Source organism: Flagellimonas olearia, from assembly GCF_009184425.1.
Classification (GTDB): domain Bacteria; phylum Bacteroidota; class Bacteroidia; order Flavobacteriales; family Flavobacteriaceae; genus Flagellimonas; species Flagellimonas olearia.
This window is the reverse complement of sequence record NZ_WELG01000001.1, coordinates 2,094,690-2,120,369: the sequence shown is the minus strand read 5'-3', so window position 1 is coordinate 2,120,369 and position 25,680 is coordinate 2,094,690. Positions and strand designations below refer to the sequence as shown.

At 43.8% G+C, this 25,680-nt stretch carries 21 protein-coding genes and 1 tRNA gene; 10 read left to right on the top strand and 12 right to left on the bottom strand.

Features of this window, described 5'->3' with window-relative positions:
* Positions 1-90: 90 nt before the first annotated feature.
* The 4 genes from F8C76_RS09385 to F8C76_RS09370 form a co-directional block, all read right to left on the bottom strand.
* A complete protein-coding gene (locus tag F8C76_RS09385; RefSeq protein ID WP_152131411.1) occupies positions 91-1,038 on the bottom strand; it encodes a hypothetical protein in 948 nt (315 codons plus the stop codon).
* Between the two features lie 256 nt (positions 1,039-1,294).
* On the bottom strand, positions 1,295-2,761 hold the full coding sequence (locus tag F8C76_RS09380; RefSeq protein WP_152131410.1) for a glutamate synthase subunit beta: 1,467 nt from the start codon (positions 2,759-2,761) through the stop codon (positions 1,295-1,297).
* Between the two features lie 8 nt (positions 2,762-2,769).
* Positions 2,770-7,275 carry a glutamate synthase large subunit gene (gene gltB, locus F8C76_RS09375; RefSeq protein ID WP_152131510.1) on the bottom strand — a complete coding sequence of 1,502 codons (4,506 nt, stop codon included), beginning with the start codon at positions 7,273-7,275 and terminating at the stop codon, positions 2,770-2,772.
* 315 nt (positions 7,276-7,590) lie between these two features.
* Positions 7,591-8,733 carry an acyl-CoA dehydrogenase gene (locus F8C76_RS09370; protein WP_152131409.1) on the bottom strand — a complete coding sequence of 381 codons (1,143 nt, stop codon included), beginning with the start codon at positions 8,731-8,733 and terminating at the stop codon, positions 7,591-7,593.
* 239 nt (positions 8,734-8,972) lie between these two features.
* Between F8C76_RS09370 and nhaD the strand changes: the two genes are divergently transcribed.
* From nhaD to F8C76_RS09340, 6 genes are all read left to right on the top strand, one after another.
* Positions 8,973-10,358, top strand: a complete 1,386-nt coding sequence (nhaD, locus tag F8C76_RS09365; RefSeq protein ID WP_152131408.1) for a sodium:proton antiporter NhaD — start codon at positions 8,973-8,975, stop codon at positions 10,356-10,358.
* Between the two features lie 58 nt (positions 10,359-10,416).
* Entirely contained in the window at positions 10,417-11,109 is a 693-nt protein-coding gene (locus tag F8C76_RS09360; protein WP_129653311.1) for a MotA/TolQ/ExbB proton channel family protein, read from the top strand.
* A 9-nt stretch (positions 11,110-11,118) separates the two neighbouring features.
* A complete protein-coding gene (locus F8C76_RS09355) occupies positions 11,119-11,505 on the top strand; it encodes an ExbD/TolR family protein (protein ID WP_116218663.1) in 387 nt (128 codons plus the stop codon).
* Complete coding sequence (locus tag F8C76_RS09350; protein ID WP_152131407.1) at positions 11,505-12,386, top strand: energy transducer TonB; 882 nt, start codon at positions 11,505-11,507, stop codon at positions 12,384-12,386. The genes F8C76_RS09355 and F8C76_RS09350 overlap by 1 nt, the downstream gene beginning before the upstream one ends.
* Positions 12,386-13,597, top strand: a complete 1,212-nt coding sequence (locus F8C76_RS09345) for a bifunctional folylpolyglutamate synthase/dihydrofolate synthase (protein ID WP_152131406.1) — start codon at positions 12,386-12,388, stop codon at positions 13,595-13,597. Before F8C76_RS09350 ends, F8C76_RS09345 begins: the two co-directional genes overlap by 1 nt.
* Positions 13,598-13,671: 74 nt before the next feature.
* A tRNA-Val gene (locus F8C76_RS09340) sits at positions 13,672-13,746 on the top strand.
* Between the two features lie 43 nt (positions 13,747-13,789).
* On the opposite strand, the gene F8C76_RS09335 is transcribed toward F8C76_RS09340, so the two are convergent.
* The 7 genes from F8C76_RS09335 to galK all read right to left on the bottom strand — a co-directional run bounded on the left by F8C76_RS09335 (position 13,790) and on the right by galK (position 20,046).
* Positions 13,790-14,680: a mechanosensitive ion channel family protein gene (locus F8C76_RS09335; RefSeq protein WP_152131405.1), complete on the bottom strand. Its 891-nt coding sequence runs from the start codon at positions 14,678-14,680 to the stop codon at positions 13,790-13,792.
* A gap of 12 nt (positions 14,681-14,692) precedes the next feature.
* Positions 14,693-15,982 (bottom strand): APC family permease, encoded by a 1,290-nt coding sequence (locus F8C76_RS09330; RefSeq protein WP_152131404.1) that lies wholly within the window; start codon positions 15,980-15,982, stop codon positions 14,693-14,695.
* A 9-nt stretch (positions 15,983-15,991) separates the two neighbouring features.
* A complete protein-coding gene (locus F8C76_RS09325; RefSeq protein ID WP_211372132.1) occupies positions 15,992-17,221 on the bottom strand; it encodes a glycoside hydrolase family protein in 1,230 nt (409 codons plus the stop codon).
* Between the two features lie 35 nt (positions 17,222-17,256).
* Entirely contained in the window at positions 17,257-17,412 is a 156-nt protein-coding gene (locus F8C76_RS18720; protein WP_165357280.1) for a hypothetical protein, read from the bottom strand.
* Positions 17,413-17,421: 9 nt separating this feature from the next.
* Positions 17,422-17,781 (bottom strand): outer membrane protein assembly factor BamE, encoded by a 360-nt coding sequence (locus F8C76_RS09320; RefSeq protein WP_249042378.1) that lies wholly within the window; start codon positions 17,779-17,781, stop codon positions 17,422-17,424.
* A gap of 92 nt (positions 17,782-17,873) precedes the next feature.
* Entirely contained in the window at positions 17,874-18,908 is a 1,035-nt protein-coding gene (locus F8C76_RS09315) for a UDP-glucose--hexose-1-phosphate uridylyltransferase (protein ID WP_152131403.1), read from the bottom strand.
* The gene (gene galK, locus F8C76_RS09310) at positions 18,895-20,046 is read right to left on the bottom strand and encodes a galactokinase (protein WP_249042377.1); all 1,152 of its coding nucleotides are present in this window, start codon (positions 20,044-20,046) and stop codon (positions 18,895-18,897) included. Before galK ends, F8C76_RS09315 begins: the two co-directional genes overlap by 14 nt.
* Positions 20,047-20,208: 162 nt before the next feature.
* Here galK and F8C76_RS09305 point away from each other — a divergent pair, with 162 nt between their 5' ends.
* Both F8C76_RS09305 and F8C76_RS09300 read left to right on the top strand, forming a co-directional pair.
* Complete coding sequence (locus tag F8C76_RS09305; RefSeq protein WP_249042376.1) at positions 20,209-20,922, top strand: NUDIX hydrolase; 714 nt, start codon at positions 20,209-20,211, stop codon at positions 20,920-20,922.
* 91 nt (positions 20,923-21,013) lie between these two features.
* Positions 21,014-22,564 carry a sodium/sugar symporter gene (locus F8C76_RS09300; RefSeq protein WP_152131402.1) on the top strand — a complete coding sequence of 517 codons (1,551 nt, stop codon included), beginning with the start codon at positions 21,014-21,016 and terminating at the stop codon, positions 22,562-22,564.
* Between the two features lie 14 nt (positions 22,565-22,578).
* Here the strand turns inward: F8C76_RS09300 and F8C76_RS09295 are convergent, their stop codons facing one another.
* On the bottom strand, positions 22,579-23,466 hold the full coding sequence (locus F8C76_RS09295) for a LysR family transcriptional regulator (RefSeq protein WP_152131401.1): 888 nt from the start codon (positions 23,464-23,466) through the stop codon (positions 22,579-22,581).
* A 73-nt stretch (positions 23,467-23,539) separates the two neighbouring features.
* On the opposite strand from F8C76_RS09295, the gene F8C76_RS09290 reads away from it, so the two are divergent.
* Both F8C76_RS09290 and F8C76_RS09285 read left to right on the top strand, forming a co-directional pair.
* Positions 23,540-24,463: a DUF1338 domain-containing protein gene (locus tag F8C76_RS09290; protein WP_152131400.1), complete on the top strand. Its 924-nt coding sequence runs from the start codon at positions 23,540-23,542 to the stop codon at positions 24,461-24,463.
* Positions 24,464-24,583: 120 nt separating this feature from the next.
* Entirely contained in the window at positions 24,584-25,516 is a 933-nt protein-coding gene (locus F8C76_RS09285) for a TerC family protein (protein ID WP_152131399.1), read from the top strand.
* Positions 25,517-25,680 lie beyond the last annotated feature (164 nt).

The following is a 25,680-nucleotide window of genomic DNA, read 5'->3' as shown; positions in this document are numbered from 1 at the left end:
ACACCAGGTGGGAGAGTAGGTCGCCGCCTTCCTCAAAGCCCGATACATAACGTATCGGGCTTTTTTGTTCCTGAAAATTTATAGTTGTTGTTATTCGATGGAAAAGGTATGCATCAACTTTTTCGTATCGGCTTCGGGTACTTCGGATATAAGTACATAATTGCCAGGCACTAAATCTGCCTCAAAATAACCTTTATCCCCTGCTGATAAATTGTTCATGCCTCCTATAAAGGTAAAGCCTTCCGGAGAAGGAGAACGCAATCCTCTTGGATGCATCCAGTTCATCCACAAAAGCAAGGAATCCATGGAAGCGTTGGTTTCATATTTCACCAAATTTATATCATGTCCCACAAAATGTTCATAGGCTTTTTGGTCTAGAAAATTGGTCTGAATAATCTGTTTTCCTGCAGATAGACTGTCTTTAAGGATAATGCCATTGGTGCTGGAGATATCTATGGTAGCCGTGGGAGTAGGTTGTGATAACGTTGTGGCTTTGTCTGTTACCATGAATTCCTTTATCATGCCATGGGACGTGTGCCATTCCCCATTGAACATTTTAACGTAACATTCCATGACATAACGGCCGGGTTCGAGATATACGGTACTACGGGCAATGTGCTTGGGTGATATAAATCCTGTGCCACCACAGAACTTTATCTGATGAAACCACTCCGGTAGTTTGCCAAAAGCCGCTACGGCATTGTCCATATCCCCTTCCATAATAAGTTTCATGCCTTCATCAAAGGGAGGGAGTACCTCTGCTTTGGTATCCGCAATGGTCTTTCCTTCTGGATACCGGTCAAGCAACATAAAGTGTACTTCAGTGGACCTGTTGTCATATACAAAGGTATTCCAGCCGGACATCAAGGTGTCAGCTGCAATAAACTCCATACTTTGGGTAAGGACATGTACTTCGCCTTTTTGGATAGGCGATACCACCGAAGCCATTCCTTCCTGTTCGGAGGTTTCTTTCTTTTCTTGATTTTTACAAGCAAGGATGCTGATTAAAATAACGAGCAATGTAAACGAGGTTCTCATGATTGGTATTTTTTAGGTTTCTACAAATACCATGGCAAAAGGTAAGGTCATGCCCTGAGAGTGGTTGAATTTTGGCTGGAAGGGACTACACTAAAGATAAGAATGTTTTTTTACTGTTGCTTTTGAGATGTATATCTGGGGGGAATGTATGTGTAATCGATATATATTGGATTATCCTAAAAAAGTAAACTCCCTGAGAAATCAATTCTCAGGGAGTTTACATAAAAATGGTTTGGTTGGGTATTTACTTGTTATATCAAACCCTAGGCAGGTCGCCTTCTCCTTTTAAAGGAAGATTTGATTGTCCCATTAAATAAGTATCTACGTGGTGTGCTGCCTGTCTACCTTCGGATATGGCCCAAACAATCAGGGATTGTCCCCTTCTCTGATCACCAGCTGCAAATACGCCTGGGACATTGGTTTTATAATTGACCGCCGAAGCATTGATATTGGTCTGTGGATCCATTTCAAGACCCAATTGGTCGGCAATAGTGGTTTCGGAGCCTGTGAACCCTAAGGCTAAAAGGACCAAATCACATTCCCATTCTTTTTCAGTGCCCTCCACCTCTTTTAATACAGGGCGTTTTCCGGGAGCAGTTTCCCAGACAACTTCAGTGGTTACCAAGCCTTTTAGATTGCCTTTGTCGTCACCGACAAATTTTTTGGTGGAAATGCTAAAAACACGTTCCGCTCCTTCTTTGTGTGATGTGCTGGTTCGCAAACGCATGGGCCAAAATGGCCAAGGCTGTCCTTCTGGACGATCGGGCGTACCTTTTGGCATAATCTCAAAATTCACCACAGAAGTAGCCCCATGGCGTATGGAAGTTCCAATACAGTCCGAACCAGTATCCCCTCCACCAATAACGATGACTTTCTTTCCTTTGGCAGAAAGGTCTTCCCCTTTGAACGGGATGCCATCAACCTTTCTATTGTTCTGGGGAAGAAAATCCATGGCCTGTACCACACCTTTCAAATCTGAACCTGGAATAGGAAGATTTCTTCGTACCGTTGCGCCTCCACAGAGTACAATGGCATCAAACTCATTTTTGAGTTCTTCCGCAGAAACATCAACGCCTACGTGTACACCCGTCTTGAATTGAATGCCTTCTTTTTCCATGACCTCCAAACGTCTGTCAATGACATTCTTCTCCATTTTAAAATCAGGGATACCATATCGTAATAATCCTCCAACTTTCTCATCGCGTTCAAAAACGGTCACGGTATGTCCGGCACGGTTCAATTGCTGGGCGGCGGCAAGTCCTGCAGGGCCAGAGCCTATCACGGCAACGGTTTTTTCAGTTCTTTTAAGGGGAGGTTCGGGGGTGATCCATCCATTCTTAAAAGCAGTCTCCACAATATTCTTTTCAATATTTTCTATGGAAACAGGGTCTTCGTTGATACCCAATACACATGCTTCCTCACATGGAGCAGGACACAATCTGCCTGTGAATTCCGGAAAATTATTGGTTGAATGCAGTATTTTGGTCGCCTTCTCCCATTTTCCTTGATACACGGCATCGTTGAAATCAGGAATCAGGTTTCCAAGGGGGCATCCGCTATGGCAGAACGGAATACCGCAATCCATACAGCGGGCACCTTGGTTTTTAAGTTCGGCCTCTTTTAACGGGTTGGTAAATTCCTTATAGTTCTTGATGCGTTCTTTGACAGGGGCATAACCTTCATCCTTTCTGTCAAATTCCATAAATCCTGTAGTCTTTCCCATATCTCAAATTATAAGGTTTCCATTTTTTCTTGTTCCAAACGAATGAGTGCTTGTCTGTATTCTTCAGGGAATACTTTGATGAACTTGGGAAGGTTTTCTTCCCACTTCTCCAAAATCCTTTGGGCCAATGGGCTCAAGGTGGCGTTATAGTGGTTTTCAATCAACTCCCTAAGTTGTTTAATGTCGTTGTCCTCTTCCACGGGAAGTAGATTTAAGTCCTCACCATTGCATTTTCTTTCAAAAGCTCCATCTGCATTGTACACGTAGGCGATTCCTCCACTCATCCCTGCTCCAAAGTTTCTGCCAACCGATCCCAAAATCACAGCGACACCACCGGTCATGTATTCACAGCCATGGTCACCGATACCTTCTACCACTGCCTTGGCTCCTGAATTTCTTACACAAAAACGTTCCCCGGCCTTCCCGTTGATATACGCCTCCCCGGAAGTGGCACCGTATAGGGTCACGTTTCCAGTGATGATGTTATCTTCCGGTTTTAGAGTAGACTTGTATGGTACTTTTATGATCAATTTGGCGCCAGAGAGACCCTTGCCCAAATAATCGTTGGTATTTCCATTTACGACCATGGTCAATCCCTTGGTGGCAAACGCTCCAAAACTTTGTCCGGCAGAACCGGTAAAGTTCAGTCTTAACGTATTGTCTGGTAGACCATCCGCGCCATAAATCTTGGAGATTTCATTACTGATGATAGCACCCACGGCCCTATCGGTATTGTAGATAGGGAAGTCCAATGAAGTTTTCTCCTTTCTGAACAAAGCAGGGTGTGCTTGTGCGATGATATCAAACTCTATGGACTTGTCAATATCGTGGTGCTGTTTTTCGGTATTGTATAGTTTGGTCCCTTCCGGTACGTCTATTTGGTACAGGATAGGGCTCAAATCAATTCCTGCGGCCTTATAATGGTCAATGGCCTTGTTCCTGTCCAGCTTTTGTACTTGGCCCACCATTTCATTTACGGTTCGGAAGCCAAGCTTGGCCATGATTTCCCTGAGTTCTTGTGCCACGAAGTACATATAGTTGACCACATGTTCTGGCTTACCTTGGAACTTTTTGCGCAATTCCGGATTTTGGGTGGCAATCCCCACAGGGCAGGTGTTCAAATGGCAAACACGCATCATGATACAACCTGAAGCTACCAAAGGTGCCGTGGCGAATCCGAATTCCTCGGCTCCCAAAAGACAGGCAATGGCCACATCCCTTCCGGTTTTCAATTGTCCATCACACTCCAGAACGACGCGGTTTCTCAAGTCATTGAGTACCAAGGTTTGCTGTGCTTCGGCAATACCCAACTCCCAAGGAAGTCCGGCATGCTTCAAAGAGGTTAGGGGAGAAGCTCCCGTACCACCATCAAAACCTGAAACAAGGATTACATCGGCTTTGGCTTTGGAAACCCCAGCAGCTACCGTACCCACTCCTACTTCTGAAACCAGTTTTACGTTGACTCTTGCATCTCGGTTGGCCGATTTCAGGTCATAAATCAATTGCGACAAATCCTCAATGGAATAAATGTCGTGGTGGGGCGGTGGTGAAATCAATCCCACATAAGGAGTTGAATTTCTTGTTTTGGCAATGGCGGGGTTCACTTTTGGGCCGGGGAGTTGTCCTCCTTCACCTGGCTTGGCACCCTGCGCCATTTTAATTTGAATTTCCTGCGCACTGGTCAGGTAGTTGGAAGTTACGCCAAACCTACCCGAAGCCACCTGCTTGATGGCACTGTTTTTCCAATCGCCGGTTTGATTTTTATAAAAACGAGCCGAATCCTCTCCACCTTCACCTGAATTACTCTTACCTCCAATACGGTTCATGGCAATCGCAAGATTTTCATGGGCCTCCTTGCTGATACTTCCGTAGGACATGGCCCCAGTCTTGAACCGCTTTACAATCTCGGTCCAAGGCTCAACTTCTTCAATTGGAATGGGGTCATAGTTTGAAAATTCAAACAGTCCACGGATGGTCATTAGGTTTTTGGATTGCTCATTGACCAATTGGGAGTACTCTTTATAAGTATCCGGCTCGTTATTGCGTACCGACTTTTGAAGCTTGGCAATCGTCAATGGATTGAACATGTGCTTTTCGCCATTTCTTCTCCAGCGGTACTCACCACCAATCTCAATATCCAGATTGGCCGCTAATTCCTGTGTCCTGAATGCCTTTTTGTGGCGTTTGGCTATTTCCTTCTCTATTTCGTACAAGCCAATTCCCTGAATACGCGTTGGTGTATTGGGAAAGTATTTGTCCACAACCTTGGTGTTGATACCAATGCATTCGAATAGCTGGGATCCCCTGTACGAGTTCAAGGTGGAAATCCCAATTTTGTTCATCACCTTCAAGATGCCCTTGCCAATGGCCTTGTTGTAATTTTTTATGGCTTCATCAAAGGTGTATTCCGTAATGTTGTTCTCTTTCATCTGTTCCCCAATGATCTCGTTGACCAAATAAGGGTTGATGGCACTTGCGCCAAAACCGAAAAGGAGTGCAAAATGGTGTACCTCCCTTGGTTCTGCAGATTCCACGATAATGCTCAGTTTGGAGCGACGGCCCATTTTCTGAAGACCGCTGTTTACATAGGAACAGGCCAATAGCGCAGGAATGGCAGCCATTTCAGCACTTACCATTCTATCGGAAAGGATGATGATGTTGGCACCCTCGTCAATGGCGTTAAAAGCTTGTTGCAAGATGGAATCCAATGCTTCTTCCAATCCGTTATGGCCTTTGGCCACTTCATATAAAGCGGAAATGGACACCACCTTGTAATCTGGGCTGGAATCGTAATTTTTGATTTTATCCAAATCCTCTTTGGAAATCACCGGGTTTTGGATTTTCAATTTTCTGCAGTGCAGCTCATTGATGTTGAAAATATTTTGGTCACTCCCCAGGGTTAAGCTGATATCGGTAATGAGTTCTTCACGAATCCCATCCAAAGGTGGGTTGGTAACCTGGGCGAACAACTGCTTAAAATAGTTGTAGATCAATTGGGGACGTTCGGACAGTACTGCAATAGGCGTATCCGACCCCATGGAACCGATGGGCTCCTTGCCATTTTCAGCCATGGGCATGATAATGGTGTTGATGTCCTCCAAGGTATATCCAAAGGCGGTTCTTCGGGTTTCCAAAGGAAATTCCCCAAAGAAAACGGGACAGTCATTATAAGGGATGTCCTTTAAATGTACCAGATTATTGTCCAACCATTTTTTGTAGGGATGTTTTTTGGCAATGGATTCCTTGATTTCCTCATCATTGATGATGCGTCCTTCTTCCATGTTCACCAAGAACATTTTTCCGGGTTCCAATCTTCCGTGGAATTCAATATCTTCAGGTTCCAATCCCACAACACCGGTTTCAGAGGACATGATCACGTAGCCTTGCTTGGTCACGGAATATCTTGATGGGCGAAGTCCGTTCCTGTCCAATACGGCACCAATATAGTTTCCGTCGGTAAAAGGGATGGAGGCGGGGCCGTCCCAAGGTTCCATCAAACAGGAATTGTATTCGTAGAATGCCTTTTTGGATTCTGACATATCTGCGTTCTTTTCCCAAGCTTCGGGAACGAGCATCATCATTACCTCAGGAAGGGAACGACCCGTCATCAACAGAAGTTCCACGACCATGTCCATGCTTGCCGAATCTGATTTTCCGGGCAATACAATTGGTAATATTGTTTTTATATCCTCGCCAAACCAATCACTTTCCATCAACTCTTCACGGGAACGCATACGGGAAACGTTTCCGCGCAAGGTGTTTATTTCCCCGTTATGGCACATGTATCGGAATGGCTGGGCCAAATCCCAAGTGGGGAAAGTGTTGGTTGAAAATCGTTGGTGGACCAAGGATAGTCTGGTGACCACTCTTGGGTCCAATAGGTCTTCGTAGTATCTGCTGATATCCTTAGGGACCAATAATCCCTTGAAAATAATGATCTTGGTGGAAAGACTGGGTAGATAAAAGAACTGGCTTTGGGACAATTTGCTTTTAATGACCGCATGCTCGGTGACCTTACGTGCAATAAAGAGTTTCAAATTGAACTGGAAATCATCCAGATCCTCTCCTTTATCGATAAAAACCTGCTTTACAAAAGGCTCGGTTTCCGAAGCAATACGTCCGGGTACGGAACGATTCACGGGGACATCACGCCAGCCCAATAACTTTAACCCTTGTTTTTCAATATTCTCTTCAAGAACGGAAATGCAGAAATCCCTTTGGTTTTCCTTCTGGGGAAGGAACACATTGCCTACGGCATAGGCTCCCGCTTCCGGCAAGGGGAATTTGCACACTTCTACAAAAAAGTCATGTGGAATATCAATCAGAATCCCAGCGCCATCCCCAGTTTTGCCATCGGCACTTACTGCTCCCCGGTGTTCCAGTTTGTCCAGAATCTCTAGGGCTTTGTGGATTATATCGTTGGATTTTCTTCCTTTAAGGCTACAGATAAAACCTGCGCCACAGTTATCATGTTCAAACTCGGGTAAATATAAACCTTGTCTCTCCAATTTCATCATTACGGAATTTCCTCAAAAATATCAAATATGATGAATAAATAATAGGGTTTCGAGACAATGTCGGCTAAAAAACCAACGTTACGGTTCAAAGGTTAAAAAAAATTCAATTTTGGAATTTAGGCAATGTTAAATTATGATAATCACAATATCAATTTTCTGAAAAGGGGATACCTATAAATAATAAGGGTAAACTCTTTTTTATATGTAAAAACCTGTGTTCAACTATACGTAAATAGAGGTGGTTGTAGATATTTTACAATATTTTATCGAGTACCCCCTATTTTTTAGGGGGTGTCCGGTGAAATCGCATTTTTAGTCTTTAAGGATGCTTCGGGAAATGACGATTTTTTGAATTTCGGAGGTCCCTTCGTAAATCTGGGTGATTTTGGCATCACGCATAAAACGCTCCACATGATACTCTTTTACAAAGCCATTTCCGCCATGAATTTGGACGGCCTCAATGGCTGTTTCCATAGCCACTTCGGAGGCATATAATTTGGCCATGGCTCCAGAAAGGGTATAGTCCTTTCCGGTATCCTTGTCGAAGGCGGCTTGGTAGACCAAATTTCGGGCCGCTTGGATTTTGGTGTGCATATCCGCGAGCTTAAAAGCAATGGCCTGATGGTTGGAGATTTCTGTTCCAAATGCTTTTCGTTCTTTGGAGTATTTCAAGGCCAGTTCGTAAGCGCCGGCAGCAATCCCCAAGGCTTGGGCCGCTATTCCAATTCGCCCACCCGCCAAGGTTTTCATGGCAAATTTGAACCCAAAACCGTCTTCGCCGATACGATTTTCCTTGGGTACTTTTACATCGTTGAAGAGTAGGGAATGGGTGTCGCTACCCCTTATGCCAAGCTTGTTTTCCTTTGGACCTATTTCAAAACCTTTCATGTCTTTTTCAACAATAAGGGCATTGATTCCCTTGTGGCCTTTTTCCACATGGGTCTGGGCAATTACGAGGTATACTTCTGCCGAACCTCCGTTGGTAATCCAATTTTTTGTGCCATTGAGGAGGTAATGGTCGCCTTTGTCAATGGCCGTGGTTTTTTGCGAAGTGGCATCGCTTCCGGCCTCTGGTTCGGAAAGGCAAAAGGCGCCGATGATTTCTCCTGAAGCCAGCCGTGTAAGGTATTTTTGCTTTTGGGCTTCCGTCCCAAAGTTTTCCAGTCCCCAACACACCAAGGAATTGTTGACCGAAACCATTACGGAGGCAGAGGCATCCACCTTGGAAAGTTCCTCCATGGCGAGAACATAGGACAGGGTGTCCAATCCGCTACCGCCGTATTGTTCGTTGACCATCATGCCCAAAAAGCCCAATTCTCCCATTTTTCTGCATAATTCAGAGGGAAATTTCTGGGTTTCATCACGTTCGATCACGCCCGGTAAGAGTTCGTTTTGCGCAAAATCCTTTGCGGCTTGTTGAATCATCAATTGTTCTTCGGAAAGTGTAAAGTCCATAAAAATGATAAATAGTCAAAAAGAGTATGTAAATATAGCTTTATGTTGGAAAATTTTCACGAAAAATAGATGTAAAATGAGAAAGATATAAGGTTTTATGCTTTTTTTAGGGAATGGTTTTTACTGATTTCACAATAATTTATTGGAAGAAGATTATGCCAAAAAAGTCATTTTGAATATCTTTAGCGCAGTTGAGAACTACTTCAAAAAATAAATACCTTAATTAAACCAAACTTTATATGGAGACCCTTTTAGTAGTCATTTTTGTCGTTGGATATTTGGCCATTACCCTTGAGCATAATTTAAAGATAGATAAACTTATTCCCGCATTGGCAATGATGGCCATTATGTGGGCGCTCATGACCTTTGGCCTGGACGGTTTTACCACCTGGTTTGATTCCGGGGAACATGCTTTGTTGGAAAACTTTGCCGCGTTTGGGCATGAAGAGAAACTGCATCTTTTGGAAGAAACCTTATTGCATCACTTAGGGAAGACCTCGGAGATTTTGGTCTTTCTGTTGGGAGCGATGACCATTGTGGAGATCATTGATTATTTCGACGGGTTTGCCACGATTAAAACCTTCATCAAAACTAGGAGCAAAAAGAAGATCCTTTGGATTTTCTCTTTCTTGGCTTTTATTCTTTCTGCAATCATTGATAACCTTACCGCAACAATCGTATTGATATCCATCCTTCAGAAAATCATCAAGGATAGGGACACAAGACTGTGGTTTGCAGGTTTGATTGTAATTGCGGCCAACGCTGGTGGGGCTTGGTCTCCTATTGGGGACGTTACCACTACCATGCTGTGGATCGGAAATAAAGTTACCACGGCACTTTTGATAGAACATCTGTTGGTGCCTTCCTTGGTTTGTATGGTCATTCCATCGTTGATCGCCTCGTTCCTTCCTGTGTTCAAAGGTGAGATCGATGTTGAGGATGAAGAACCTTCCAAGTCCAAGTTTGGAGCCACTATGCTGTATTTGGGATTGGGAGCGATAATTTTTGTGCCCATTTTTAAGACCATTACCCATTTGCCTCCTTATGTGGGGATGATGTTGTCCTTGGCTATAGTGGCTACGTTTGCTGAAATCTACAGTAGTTCCAAGTTTTCCATTTCAAACGTGGATGGGGAAAGTGATGCGGCATCGCACCATAGTCCGGTGCACAGTGCCCTTACCAAGATCGAATTGCCCAGTATCCTGTTTTTCTTGGGAATCTTGATGGCCGTTGCAGCATTGGAGTCTTTGGGGATGTTGTTCAACTTCGCCGAAGGTTTGAAGCAGGGAATGCCTTTGATGGGTACTGAAATGGCAGGAACCAAAGTTTCTGATTTGGTGATACTTTTGTTGGGTATCGGTTCTGCTGTTATAGATAACGTGCCCTTGGTGGCAGCTAGTTTAGGAATGTTCTCTGAGCCAACGAACGATCAGTTGTGGCACTTCATTGCCTATTCCGCAGGAACCGGAGGAAGTATGCTTATCATAGGTTCTGCGGCTGGTGTTGTGGCCATGGGAATGGAGAAAATAGACTTCTTTTGGTATTTGAAAAAGATTTCGTGGTTGGCGCTCCTTGGATTTATAGGAGGGGCTATATGCTACATGTTGATGCGAAATTTGTTCTAGAAAAATACTTTAGCTCGAAAATCTCCGTTATTATTGCAACTTAAATTGGGGATTTTATATGATTATTTTTCAAGATTTAGCGGAAGGGGCTGAAGCGACTGCTTCAATTTCGGAAGAAAAGACCCTTTCCGTCATCGATTTGATTGTTAACGGAGGTACAGGGAGCATTGTGATCATCATAGTGCTGTTCATACTTCTATTTGTCGCACTGTACATCTATTTTGAACGGATTTTTGCCATAAAGGCGGCGTCCAAAATCGATAAGAACTTTATGAACCAGATTCGTGACCACATCATGAATGGGAAAGTGGATGCGGCCAAACTTCTATGTGCACAAACAGACTCGCCAGTGGCCCGGTTGACGGAAAAAGGGGTTTCCAGGATTGGTAAGCCTTTGGATGATATCAATACGGCCATTGAGAATGCGGGTACCCTTGAGGTGTACAAGCTGGAAAAGAACGTGAGTGTTTTGGCCACTGTGGCCGGTGCTGCACCAATGATCGGGTTTTTGGGAACCGTAATCGGTATGATTTTGGCTTTCCATGAAATGGCAAGCAGTGGTGGACAGGCCGAGATGGGCTCGCTGGCATCGGGAATTTATACCGCCATGACCACAACCGTGGCCGGATTGGTGGTGGGTATCATAGCCTATATCGGATACAACCACCTTGTGAACCGTACGGATAAAGTAGTCCACCAAATGGAAGCTACTGCCGTTGAGTTTTTGGATTTGTTGAACGAACCCATTTAAGATTTCAATATGAAACTGAAGGGGAGAAACAAAATAAGCCCGGAGTTTAGCATGTCATCCATGACGGACATTGTGTTCCTGTTATTGGTGTTCTTCATGCTAACATCCAATGCACCCAATGCCTTGGATTTGCTTTTGCCAAAGGCAAAGGGGAAATCCACCAATACGCAAAATGTCTCGGTGACCATCAATAAGAATCTGGAGTATTTTGTGAACAACGAGAGAATCAACAAAGAATACATTGAAATTGAACTAAAAAAAGCACTTGAAGGTCAAGAAAAGCCGACAATCATCCTAAGGGCAGAGGAAAGCGTTGCCATCAAAGAGGCGGTCAACGTTATGGATGTTGCCAATAGGAACAGCTACAAGGTTATCTTGGCGGTGCGGCCAAAATAATGCCGTTTTTAGATACGAGACACAAGAAAAAATCCTTTACGCTCACTACTCTCATTTTGAGCGTATTCCTGTTATTGCTTTTTTACATAGGTCTTACCTATATGGATCCACCCATTGAAAATGGAATTGCCGTGAATTTTGGTACCATGGATTTTGGGAGCGGGCAGGTGCAGCCAATGGAAAGGGTTCGCTCTGAACCCAGAAATGTGGAACGACCACCTGCAGAGCCTGTTCAACAGCAACAACAGCCCCAAGAGCAGGAAGTACAGGAAGAGCCTGTGGAGAAGGTCCTGACCAGTGAAACTGAAGAGACCATACGGATAAGACAACAGCAGGAGGTCAAGCGAAAAGCAGATGAAGCCGCCAAAAAGGCCCAAGCCGAAGCGGAACGGATAGAAAGGGAGAAAAGGGAGGCCGAAGAACAAAAAAGGCAAGAGCAGGAAGCCAAGAAAAAGAGCCTGGACGCCTTGATAGGTGGTATAGGTAAGTCTGATGGTACTGCCACTGGAAGTGAAGGGGATGATAATAAGACAGGGGACAAGGGGCAACCTGATGGCGATCCTTATGCCACATCATATTACGGAGCCCCCGGAAGCGGAAGCGGCGGTGGTGGATATGGCCTTAACGGAAGAGCTCTGGTCAATAGCGGTAAAGTGCGTCAAGAATGTAATGAGGAAGGCAGGGTTGTAGTCAGGATTACGGTCGATAGAACGGGTAAGGTAATCAAAGCCGAACCTGGTGTAAAAGGAACCACGAATACGGCCCAATGCCTTTTGGAGCCTGCCAGACGAACTGCACTTCTCCATAAATGGAACACCGATTCCAATGCCCCATCGCAACAAATTGGATTTGTGGTGGTCAATTTTAAACTGGGACAATAGTGACCTACAAGGAAACGCTGGATTGGATGTTTTCCCAACTTCCCATGTACCAGCAGAAGGGAATTTCGGCCCTTAACGCCAAAATGGATAACATCATCCATTTTTCGGACTTTTTGGGAAACCCTGAGAAAAAATTCAAGAGTATCCATGTGGCCGGAACCAATGGAAAAGGTTCCAGTAGCCATATGTTGGCTTCCATATTGCAGGAAGCAGGTTATAAGGTGGGACTTTATACTTCTCCACACCTAAAAGATTTTAGAGAGCGCATTAAGATCAATGGCCAAGTGGTCGGCAAGAAATTTGTCAAGGATTTTGTACGAGACCATAAAGTCTATATGGAAGGACATGAGCTGTCATTTTTTGAAATGACCGTGGGGATGGCCTTTACCTATTTCGCCGATGAGAAGGTTGATATTGCCATTATTGAGGTCGGTTTGGGGGGGCGATTGGATTCCACCAATATCATTGTTCCTGAAGTGTCGTTGATCACCAATATTGGATTGGACCATACCCATATTTTGGGGGATACGTTGGAGAAAATCGCTTTGGAAAAGGCGGGGATCATTAAAAGAGGGGTTCCTGTGATCATCAGTGAGCGGCAACCCGAAACCGAGACCATATTTACCTTGATAGCACATCAATTGGGTACGGATATTGCTTTTGCGGATGATATGGATATTCCAGACTACGGGACCGATCTCCTTGGAGATTATCAGAAGCGGAACTTGAGAGGAGTGGTCGGTACCATTAGATGTTTGATGGGCTTTGAAGTATCCGAAAAAAATATAGTAGAGGGACTGAGGAATATTGTCAAGAACACCGGACTTATGGGGAGGTGGCAAATTTTGCAGGAAAAGCCGTTGGTGGTCTGCGATACCGCACACAACAAAGAAGGACTGCAATGGGTGGTTAGGCAAGTGAAGAGGCAGAAATACAACAAGTTGCACTTGGTCCTTGGCTTTGTGAATGATAAGGATGTAAAAGGGGCACTGTCTCTATTTCCCAAGGAGGCCACTTTCTATTTTGTGAAACCCAACATGTCTAGGGGAATGGGAGTAGAACAATTAAAAGAAATTGCCGGCGAACAAGGTATTTTTGGAAATACGTATGGCACGGTAAAAAAAGGTCTTAAAGCAGCAAAATTAGGTGCTAAACCGGATGATTTGATCTTTATTGGCGGCAGTACTTTTGTAGTTGCTGAAGTAGTGTAATTTTTTTTCTGATTATTCTTGTTTGTATAAAAAAAATGGTGCTATATTTGCACTCCCAATTAGGGAAATGAGTGGGGCTCTTAGCTCAGTTGGTTCAGAGCACCTGCCTTACAAGCAGGGGGTCACTGGTTCGAATCCAGTAGGGCCCACATCAAAACAAAAAGGTTGTATCTTAATAGATGCAACCTTTTTTTATGTCTTTACATTAATGCCCTTATCAAATAGGGATACTCCACCCTTAACTCCAAAATCCAAAGTAGTTACGGGGTAGGCTATTGAAATGTTCTCTTGTTCAAATCGATTTTTTATTCGCATGATGACATCACTCATTCCTTTACAGAAATCATCATTGGATTCAAACTTTACCCAATACCGAAGCATAAAGTTGTAGGTAGAACTGTCTATTTTGGTAAAATAGAAATCAATACCTTCTTCTGGGAGTAGTTCATCAATTTTTTTTACTTCGTCCAAGGCTACAGCCCTAACATGGTTCAAATCATCCCCATAAGAAACACCGCTTTCTAAAATGATCCGTCTTTTGCCCCAGGTTGAGAAATTTGTAAAGGTTCCATTATAGATGATCTGATTGGGAACGAAAACCTCTTGTCCAGGTACTGTTTTGATTTTTGTGGTGAGCCAACTGATATCCATGACCACACCGTATTTTCCATCTATTTCTACCCAATCTCCCACCTTATAGGGGCGCTGGACATCCACTAAAAGCCCAGAAAACATGTTGGAAGCAATGTCCTTAAGTGCAAACCCAGCAATGATTCCAATAATTCCGGCTCCAGCCAGCATTTTTTCAAGAGGCTTATCAAGTCCTAGGATATGTAGTGCCAAAAAAATACCAATTGCAAAAAAAAGCACATAAAACATTGATGCGATTATGCGTTCTATGTTCAAATAGTTTTTTCTGAAGACCCTTTTATAAATTTTAATGCACAGATTTTTAATGATATTGGCTATAACGGCAAAAAGGATAATCACTATGATGGCCAGGACCACTTTGGGAATATGGTCAATTACGTTTTGGTGAAACTCGAGCCAGACTTGTCGTATGTTTTCTATCATTTTTTCCATACTCGACTTGTGTTAATGGTTGTCTTCCCTTCTTTTTTTATAGATCCATTCAACCAAAAGGCAAAATAGAATAATGGCCATGCTAACCAATACTCCTGTTAGGTTGGATTGCAGCTGCTGATGAATGAGAATGATCAAGGCTGCAAGGCAAAGCACAAAGCCCGATATGGGGATTACTTTATTGGCCTGTAATTCATGGGACAGTTTAAAGCATACAAAATTCACAATACCGAAAATGAGGATGAACCCTACACTACCGGCAGTGGAGATACTTTCAAGTTGAAGAATATTTACTAGAATCAATGTGGTCACTGCGGTAATCAACAGACCAATGGGCTGCCCCCAGAGTTTGGACAAAAAGTGGTGGGGTAATTCATCATCTTCCGCAATCTCATAATTCACCTTGCTGCCTCCATACAATGAGGCGTTTATCGCTGAAAACGTGGAAATCAGGGCCGCAATGGTGATGATGGTGAATCCAAGCTGTCCCAGCATGGGTTTGGCCGCTTCCGCCAATACATAGTCTTCTGCCTTTGCGATTTGTTCAAATGGAAGTGACCCAACGGTGACCATGGCTATCACAATATAAAGCAGTATCACAAAAATTACAGAGAAGTAATAGGCTCTTGGGATGTTCTTTTCAGGGTTTTCTATGTCCGGGGCGGCATTCGCAATCAATTCAAACCCCTCATACGCCACAAAAATGACCATTCCGCCTGCGAACAATTTTATAGGGGTTTCCCAGTTTTCCAAGGCCAATTGATCTAGATTGGGGTTTCCCATAAGCCCGTAGGCCCCAATACCGATGAATCCAAGAAGAATGATGAGTTTAATGATCACGGCATAGGATTCAATCTTGCCCACCACTGCAATACTATAATAGTTGATGCCCGTGGCCAAAAGAATGATGGCACTTGCATAAATATGGAAATCCACAGTTTTGTTTGCGGTGATTTCCCATAGATTGGGTGCGTAGGAGCCAAAGGCAGAGGCGTACAAAGAGAGCATTACAATATAACTTACCCATAATAAATTGTTTATGGCCCCACTAAAGATGGTTTTCCCGAACCCTTGGTTGATAAATTTTACGGTTCCGCCACGATCGGGATATTTTTTGGATAGCTTCACGTAGCTGTATGAAGTAAGGAGGGCTAGAATCCCGGCAAACAAAAACGCTACTGGGGTGCCGCCTTTGGCCAAGGAAGCGGCCAAGCCCAATACGGCAAATATGCCCCCACCTACCATTCCGCCAATTCCTATGGAAATGGCATCTTTGAGACTTATTTTAGAGGTATCTTTCATTTTCTGGGGTTAATCCGTCTTTATGGGAATCTGTACGTTGAACGATGAGCCATCCTGTCTTGGCCCCACGTTTATAAGGGAACAGGCGCCGTACAGGACCAACGGGTTCCCCATATCATCCAGTAGGAGCTGTGGTCGCTCCAAGTGATGTACCTTAATGGTGTCAGAATTCTTTAAGATGACTTCCTTGGCCATGAAAAAGGACGACTCCGGCTTGGTCCAATCCATACCATCCAAGGATTCAAGTACGGCCAATCCAGGTTCTTTGCCCGTAATGTTTCCGGTGAAGTCCTTAAAGACGGCATAAAACCTTTTATGTTTTTGGTGATACCAGACATAAGGGTCCTCCGCAGAGCTTATTTTGCCATTTTTATCCTTAATGTCAAAAACAAAATCATCGGAAGGGACAAAGGGACCCATTGGGGAGTCGGAGGTGGCAACACCATGGACCCCTTTCCAGCGGGGTTCATAGAGATTTCCTTTGAAAAACAACAGGAATTTTCCATCTGAAGGTCGTTGGACCACGGCTGGATTGACAACAATAATATTATCGGGCTTGGCTTGGGTACCTTCTGGGGAAGGGTCTACAACGTCACTGCTTTTTACCCGGGTTCTCGGTGACAAAAGAGGTTGGTCCGGTCTTTCAAAGTTGCCCGATATCAAATCTTCAAAACTATTAAATGCAATGACCCCGATTTTTTGGGATTGCTGTACCCTATTTCTCTTGTTTACATTTTCTCCTTTTGAACCCGGTGGCTGTGGACCTGGATCTTTAGAGCCGATATAATACAGGTAATAGGTTCCATTGAATCTTTTTAGGTGCGGATTGTGTACCATTTGAGCGTCCCAGGCCAATGAGTCGCCTTCAAGGGCCCTTCCGCGCATCACGATTTTTTGGAATTTAAAATCCCTGTCTGGATAGTCGGAGACCGCATAGGCAATTTTGGAATGGAGCACCCATGAATCCCCGAATTTAGGAACGGAATCCCCAGACTCCCAAGTACTGTATAGCATGTGGTATTTTCCATCGTCTCCTTTGAGGGCACTTCCACCCCACACAAATCTATCTGGATCGTTCAATACGGATGGCCCTTTAAGAATATCACCCTGTATAGTGGCATCAATGGGCAAGGGGTAAATGGTAAGTGTAAGGGGTTTGTTGTCTTGGCAGCTCAATAGGAACACACCTGCTATAATGAACAGTAATATGCTGGTAGTAGGGGTTGTCTTTTTATTCATGTGGTTTTTCGTTGGTTGGTTTTTTGAGGTGGATTTTATTCCTTTTCCTGTATTGATTTGAGGGTGTATTTGTCGTAGGCCATTACATCAAATATTTTGGATTGCCCTGTGTTCAGCCATTTTTTGTAAATGAGCTTCCCGTTCATGTACACATACAACTCATTGTCTTTTGTTTCTTCTGTATAAACCATAATATCTGTTTATCCGTCCCAAACCGAAAAGTCGGAGACTCTGTTGTTATCATCAAAGAGAATGGTAAGTCTGCCCGTGCTGATTCCCCGTTTTGAAGCTCCTAAATAGTAGTTAAACTCATTTTCCGTCTTAGATTCGGGTTCACCCAATAACTCAAGGACTTCAGTTTTTGTCATTCCTTTTAACGGGTGTTTCTCTCGCAGACTGTTCATCATATTCCAGCGTAAAGAAGGTTCTGATTCGGACTCCACCCAATTTTTCCATCTATCCGGTTCGAAGGATTCCTGGACTACGTTTCCCCGCAGTACCAGTCCAATCAAGATGGTCGCTCCGAAAATCAATAGGCCATATGTAAAAATCTTTTTCACTATGTATCGCTTGGCGTTTCGCATTTGTTCGCGGGCAAATACTTCGGTCACCAACAAGATAGTAATCTTTTGGAAAGCGTCAAACGTAGCGTCTATGCTTTGGTGAAATGGGTTCGTGGCAGTTTACGGAGAATATCTGCCGCTTGTTCCGCGGTAATATCGCGTTGGGGATTCGCAAACATTTCGTAGCCTACCATAAATTTCTTTACGGTGGCCGACCGCAATAAAGGGGGGTAAAAAGACATATGGAAGTGCCACTCTGGGTGATCTTGCCCATCGGTTGGGGCTTGATTGATCCCTGCCGAATAGGGAAAACTGGTTTCAAAAAGGTTGTCATAGATGGTTGTCACCTTTTTGATGATTTGGGCAAAGGAGTTTCTTTGGGCATCATCCAATTGGGATATGTCAGGCAGGGATTCCAAAGGAACAATCATGATTTCATAAGGCCAGACTGCCCAATAGGGCACCAGCCCAACAAAATGGTCGTTTTGAACAACGATGCGCTCCCCTGCTTCAATTTCTTGCGATATGTAGTCGGACAGTACGGTTTTTTGATGTTGCTCCCAATAAGAGGTAAAGGCATTATTTTTTTTAAGGACTTCGGTGGGAATAGATTGCTGTGCCCATATCTGCCCGTGTGGATGGGGATTGCTGCACCCCATGAGCTCACCTTTGTTTTCAAAGATCAATACATGATTGATATCGGGGAGTTTTCCCAGTTCATCATACTCCTTTTGCCATAGGGTGATGACCTTCCCAATGTCTTCCACTTTCATCAAGGGTAAGGTAAGGGAATGGTCAGGTGAAAAACATACCACTTTACAAATACCACTTTCACTCTTGGCTTGGGTCAACCCTTCTTTGAATACCTCATGGGGCACATCGGGCAACAAAGCGGCAAAATCATTGACAAAGGAATACGGCTCGGTGTATTCTGGATTGGCGGCATCACTGGCCCTAACATTTCCTGGGCATAGGTAGCAAGAAGGGTCGTAAGACTTTTGAGGTATAACAACGGCCTTTTCACTCTTGCCTTGCCATGGGCGTTTGGTCCGTTGTGGCGATACCAAGACCCATTCGTTGGTAAGAATGTTTAATCGGTAATGGGGTTTTTCATAGAGCTGCATCGGAAAGTTTTCTGAGGGTTGTGCCATTGCTTGTACGTACGGGGAAGGCGCCTAGGTCTATGCCAAACTCCCTTTTGTAGGCTTCCGAGATTTCTTTGATATAACTTTCCATGTGATTTCCGTGCACCAAATGGATGGTGCAGCCGCCAAATCCGCCGCCCACCATCCGGGCACCCGCCACATAACTTTGTTCTTTGGCGTAGTCCACCAAAAAGTTCAGTTCGGGACAGCTGATGTCGTAAAGATCCCTGAGTCCCTCATGGCAGGTATACAATAAGCTGCCCAATTGCTCTATGTCTTTTGATTTTAAGGCCTCGGCAGCATCCACTACCCTTTGGTTTTCCTGGACAATGAATAAGGCCCTTTGGTATTGGATATCGGTCAACAAAGCTTTGCACGAACTCAATAGGTCCAAGTCAACATCCCGAAGGGATGTAATGAGGGGATGCTGTTTTTGTATTTGGGCAACGGCCTCAAAGCACTCATCCTGTCTAGAATTGTACTGTCCGTCTGAAAGCTGGTGCGATATATTGGTGTTCAACAGCAGCAACTCATAGGGACCCATGGATGCAGGGACATACGTATGATGTAGGTTGGAGCAATCCAAAAAGATAAAGTGATCGGATTTTCCATAGACCGATGAAAATTGGTCCATGATACCGCACTTGGTTCCCACAAACTCATGCTCGGCCCGTCTGGAAAGGGTAATGATCTCCAATTTTGAAAGCCCTAGTTCAAATAAGGCATTGAGTCCGGAAGCAAGCCCACATTCCAAAGCAGCCGAAGAACTCAATCCCGATCCAATGGGAAGATCGCTCTCGATCTCGCAATCAAATCCTTCAAGGGAATGTCCAAGTTTTTGTATTCCCGCAATGACCCCTAATAGATAGTTTTCCCATTCAACAGAGCTTTTTTCAACCTTTTGCAAGTTAAGGCGTAAAGGCGTCCCATATCCCTTGCTCTGGATGTGGCACATTTGGGCAGAACCATTTTTCTTGAGCCTGAAAGCAATTTTTCGGTCTATCGCAGCTGGAAGGACGTAGCCATTGTTGTAATCCGTATGGCCGCCAATCAAATTGATTCTACCTGGAGAATCAACCACTATTTCATTCAAGGTCTGGGCCATAATACTATCCATGGTGCAATGATACAAAATAAAAGTAAAAAAAACTTTTATTTTTTTGGGCCAATCGAAGAAAAATTGAATGCCATTGATGGAACAAAGTGCTTATATTTAAAAAAGGTAAATGATTCATTTTGGTATATTTGGAAACATTTTATCAACCTATCCATACATATCTTGACCATACATAAGTATAGACCCGAACAAAGTATTGCAATCGCTGTGGATTGTATCATATTTGGTTTTGATTCCAAAGATTTGAAGCTTTTATTGTTTCGGCGTAAAACGGACCCGCTTAAAGGGTCTTGGTCCTTGATAGGGGAACTGATAGATAATGATGTATCCTTGGACCAGAGTGCCAAAGACATACTGTACAGGTTGTCTGGTCTCAAGAATGTTTTCCTGAAACAGCTAAGAACCTACGGTCTGGTGGATAGGGATCCCTTGGAGCGCGTGGTTTCCGTGGCCTATTACAGTTTGATTCGGATTGATGAGTTCAACCTTCAATCTTTGGAAAACCATGATGCCAGGTGGTTTGATTTTGACCAGATACCGGATTTGATCTTGGATCATGGCCAAATGGTGGATGATGCCATCAGAAGTCTGCGGTCTAGTGCGCGATACAATCCGTTGGGCTTTGAGCTTCTTCCAGAATATTTTACGATCCAACAATTGCAAACGCTTTACGAAAGTATATACCGAACAGCTTTTGACCCGGGCAACTTCAGAAAAAAGATGCTATCCCTTCATATTTTGGAAAGAACGGGCAAAAAGGACAAATCGGCTTCCAAAAAAGGAGCTTACCTATATCGTTTCAAAAAAGAAAATCTGAAACAGTTTCCAACCCAGACAGGGGATTTTGAAAGTATAAAGGAGGTGATAAAATTCTAAATGTCAATGAATTGAAATAATAAAAGTTTGTTTTACATTTATTATTTCTATATTGGAAGCCAAACATTCCCTTCGGAGATAATTTGAAATTATGGATTTTGCCAAACTGGATTTCATTGTTTTTATCGGATACTTGGTCATATTGGCCAGTATAGGTATTTGGATTTCGGTCAAGAATAGAAACCGGAACGAACAAGAATATTTTTTGGCAGGGAAATCCCTTCCATGGTGGGCCATTGGAGGGTCTTTGATTGCCTCCAATATTTCTGCGGAGCAATTTATAGGAATGTCCGGATCGGGCTATGTGGTGGGTATGGCGATTGCCTCCTATGAATTGATGGCGGCCTTGACCCTCATCATTGTGGCCAAGTTCTTCCTGCCCATTTTCTTGAAAAACAACATATACACCATGCCCCAGTTTTTGGAGCGACGTTTTGATAAGCGTGTCAAAAGTACCATGGCGGTGTTTTGGGTGTTGCTCTTTGTGTTCGTGAACATTACTTCGGTACTCTACCTGGGTAGTTTGGCCCTGAAGACCATATTGGATATCGATATGCTGTATGGGGTAATAGGGTTGGCACTGTTCGCGGCGACATTCTCCATTTTTGGGGGCTTAAAGGCTGTGGTATGGACCGATGTGATCCAAGTGGTCGTGTTGGTGTTTGGGGGCTTGGTTTCCAGTATTTTGGTCCTTGAGGCCTTGGGAGGGGATTTCCTTAACGGCTTTATGACGTTGATCGAGAAGGCCCCGGAGAAATTCGACATGATTTTGGATAAAGGCCATCCCGAGTATAAAAACCTGCCAGGAATCAGTGTGTTGGTTGGCGGGTTATGGGTGGCGAACTTGTATTACTGGGGAACCAATCAGTACATCATCCAACGCTCTTTGGGGGCCAAGAACATCAAGGAAGCGCAGAAAGGAACCATTTTTGCCGCCTTCCTGAAGATTTTGTTGCCCATCATTGTGGTGGTGCCCGGTATAGCGGCCTATGTCTTGGGTGCCGATTTGGATCTGCCCGATGAGGCCTATCCTTGGGTGTTGAAAAACTATGTAGGAACCGGGCTCAAAGGGTTGGCGTTTGCCGCCTTGATTTCAGCTATTGGGTCTTCCCTAAGTTCCATGGTCAACAGTGCCACCACCATTTTCACCTTGGACATCTACAAACCGTTGTTCAAGGAAGAGTCGAGCAAAAAACTCGTTTTCATCGGAAAGGCATTTGCAGGTCTGTCACTGCTCTTGGGGGTGATCGTTGCCCCGATGCTGGGTGGATTGGACCAAGCGTTTCAATACATACAGGAATATACCGGTTTTATAAGTCCTGGGGTCGTGGTGGTGTTCTTGTTTGGGATGTTTTGGAAGAAGGCCTCCGCCAATGGTGCTTTTTGGACCATAGTGTTCTCCATTCCCCTTTCCATTGTTATCAAGTATGCGTTTCCTGATTTCCCTTTCATGGATCGCATGGGAGTGAGCTTTTTAGTGCTTACAGCGGTATTGGTGATCATTTCATTGGTGGAGAATAAGGAAGGGGATAAAAAGGCGATTTCCATCAATCCAGAACTTTTTAAGACTTCAAGGGCCTTTAACATATCCACCTTCATCATTATCGGAATCCTTGCCTTCCTATACGCCATCTGGTGGTAGCATTCACAGATTGATCACAGCATCGGTAGAAAATTCTGGAACGCAGCATTGTCATTGGTTTTGTTCCAGACCGCAAAGAGATTGGTTTTTTGTTGGATGTTGTCCAATTCTATAAATCGGATGTTGTAGTTGTGCTCATCGCGCAATGAATTGGGCACAATGGAAACGCCCATGCCGTTTTCAACCAGCATAAAGATGGTAGGGCCATGGATGGAACGGTGGGAAATCTGCGGAACAAACCCATGAAAGGCACACATATTCAAGATCTGTTGATAATAGAGGGGACTTTTTTCATTCGGAAAAAGGATGAAGCGTTCTTGGGCCAACTGGCCAAGGTTTTTAAAATTTTCTTGGGTGATGGGATGCTCGTTGGGCAATACCAAAGAAAAATTTTCTTCATAAACGGATTTGATGTTCATGCTGGGGGCAATCTGGTTGGACCGCATAAAACCAATGTCCAAATCCCCAGACTCAAGGGCTTCGAGTTGTTCCTCGTTGGTGAGTTCTTCAAGATGGAGCTGTATGTGGGTATGACTGCGTCCAAATTCCTTTAATAAGGGAGGCAGATAACATTGCATGGCGGAACCCACAAAGCCAATGTGTATATTACCTTGATTTCCTTGGTGTTCGGATTGCCAGCGTAAAATGGACTTTTTCAATTGGGCATCCACCAACTGGGCTTCCCGCAAGAAAAGCTGCCCGGCCCTATTAAGCACTACGCTACGGTTGGTCCGATCAAACAAGGTGGTGCCCAGTATCGCCTCGAGCTGCTTAATTTGTTGACTTAACGCAGATTGCGAAATATGTAAGGTTTCCGCGGCTTTTCCAAAGTGTAAGGTTTCCGCCAAAGCCAGAAAACTGCGCAGATGATGAAACTCCAATTGATTAATTATTCTTATCATTTCATTAAAAATAAGAATTGTTTGAAATCAAAGGTACAGCTAATTTTGATATCCTGATTATTGATCATACGCTATGAAAACAACAGATACAAAAGGTTTGCCGCAAATTCTTAAAGCCCTGATGGACCCTTACAAGCAAAGGGTGCCCGATGTGGAAAAGATCACTTCCGCCATGGTGGAGAATGCCATGATAGGGAACACGGATGATATCGTTAACGACCATATTGCCTTTAGGACCTTGGGAGTGCCTCATTTGGGAATCACTTCTTTTGAAAAAATCTTCTTGTATTACGGATACTCAAAAAGGGACTACTACTATTTTGAAGGGAAAAAATTGAATGCCTATTGGTATGCGCCGCCCTGTCCTGATTTTCCAAGAATCTTTATCAGTGAATTACGAGTGGGTGACATGTCCGAAGAAGTTCAGGGCATTATCGATAAGTATGCAGGGAATCTTACAGGAGACCCTGTGGACCAACTGAATCTGGACAATCCCGAAGAGGTGGGGGACTTCTTTTATAAACCCCTTTGGCAATTGCCTACCTTGTCCGATTTTAATGCACTTGCCCAAGAAAGCGAATATGCGGCTTGGGTCATCTACAACCGCTATTACCTGAACCATTACACCATAAGCGTGCACGATTTACCGGAAACGTACAACACCATTGAAAAGTTCAATACGTTTTTGGAATCCATCGGCATACAACTGAATTCCTCCGGGGGAAAGATCAAAACAAGTGCGGATGGATTATTGAAACAAAGTAGTTCCATAGCGCACATGATCGATGCGGAATTTGCGGATGGCGAGACCTCCAAAATCGCGGGGAGTTATGTGGAATTTGCCGAACGCTTGCCATTACCGGGCCATGTAAAGCAATCAGGACTGGTGGAGCGTGCCCAACGAAGGGATGGCTTTGAATCTGCCAATGCCGACAAGATTTTTGAAAGCACCTATAGCGAGCAGACCAATGCTTTGAAAAGCCATTTACAGGGTTAAAGATTCTATTGTTCCGAGAGAATTTTTAAGTGAAGAACAATATCAAATCAGAAAAGTCCAATAAGTATTTTAGGAGATAAAACCATTGCGTAATTTCGTTGACATCAATTTACTGATGTTATGATGGTTTGGGGACTGTTCCTACTGGGAATTCTTGTCTTTTTGGCATTGGATTTAGGCGTGTTCAATAAAAATGCCCATGTTATAAGCGTTAAAGAAGCTTCACTCTGGACCACAATCTGGGTTTCGCTTTCCTTTTTGTTTTCTGGGGTCATTTACTGGCTTTATGCCACGGATAAGATTGACAATGTAGATGCTTTGGTCCCAATGGAGGCCTCACTCAAATACATTACAGGGTATCTCATTGAGTTATCACTCAGTATTGACAATATTTTTGTGATCGCCGTGATTTTTACCTCGTTCCAAATCCCACAAAAGTATCAACATCGTGTACTGTTCTGGGGAATTTTGGGAGCCATTGTTTTCCGCGGATTGATGATATTCTTTGGCGTGGCGCTCATCAAGAAGTTTAGTTTTACAACCTATCTATTTGGGGCTTTTTTAATTTTTACCGCATTGCGGATGCTACGTTCCAAACAAAAACCCTTCAACCCAAAAACCTCTGCTATCTACAGGAACTTGAGAAAGGTTATGCCGATAACTTCCCATATGGAAGGCCAAAAGTTTTTTGTCAAATTAAGACATATTACTGCGGCAACACCCCTTTTTATTGCTTTGGTGGTCATAGAGTTCACTGATGTTCTCTTTGCGTTGGATAGTGTACCGGCCATATTGGCCATAACTTCAGACCCATTTTTGGTGTTCAGTTCCAATATGTTCGCCATTCTTGGGTTGCGATCTATGTATTTTTTTCTGGCCAATATGCTGGACAGGTTCCATTACCTAAAGTACAGTTTGGTGGCCATACTAAGTTTTGTAGGTGTTAAGCTTCTATTGGCCCATCATTACATTTTTCCAGAATGGATGTCATTAGGGATTATTGCACTTTCTCTGCTAGTTGGTGTTCTGGCTTCAATGAAGAAAACCAAGTAAATTTTTGCGCTGAGAAATTAGGGTGCTCGAATAGAAATCCATTTCAATTGAGATTAAAAAACCCAATATATTGTTTTGCCTGATTAATAAAAGTTTTTTGTACTTTTATTCTGCACATAAAAAAGGGTCGATGTCAATTTTGCTCGACCCCTCAAAACAAAACA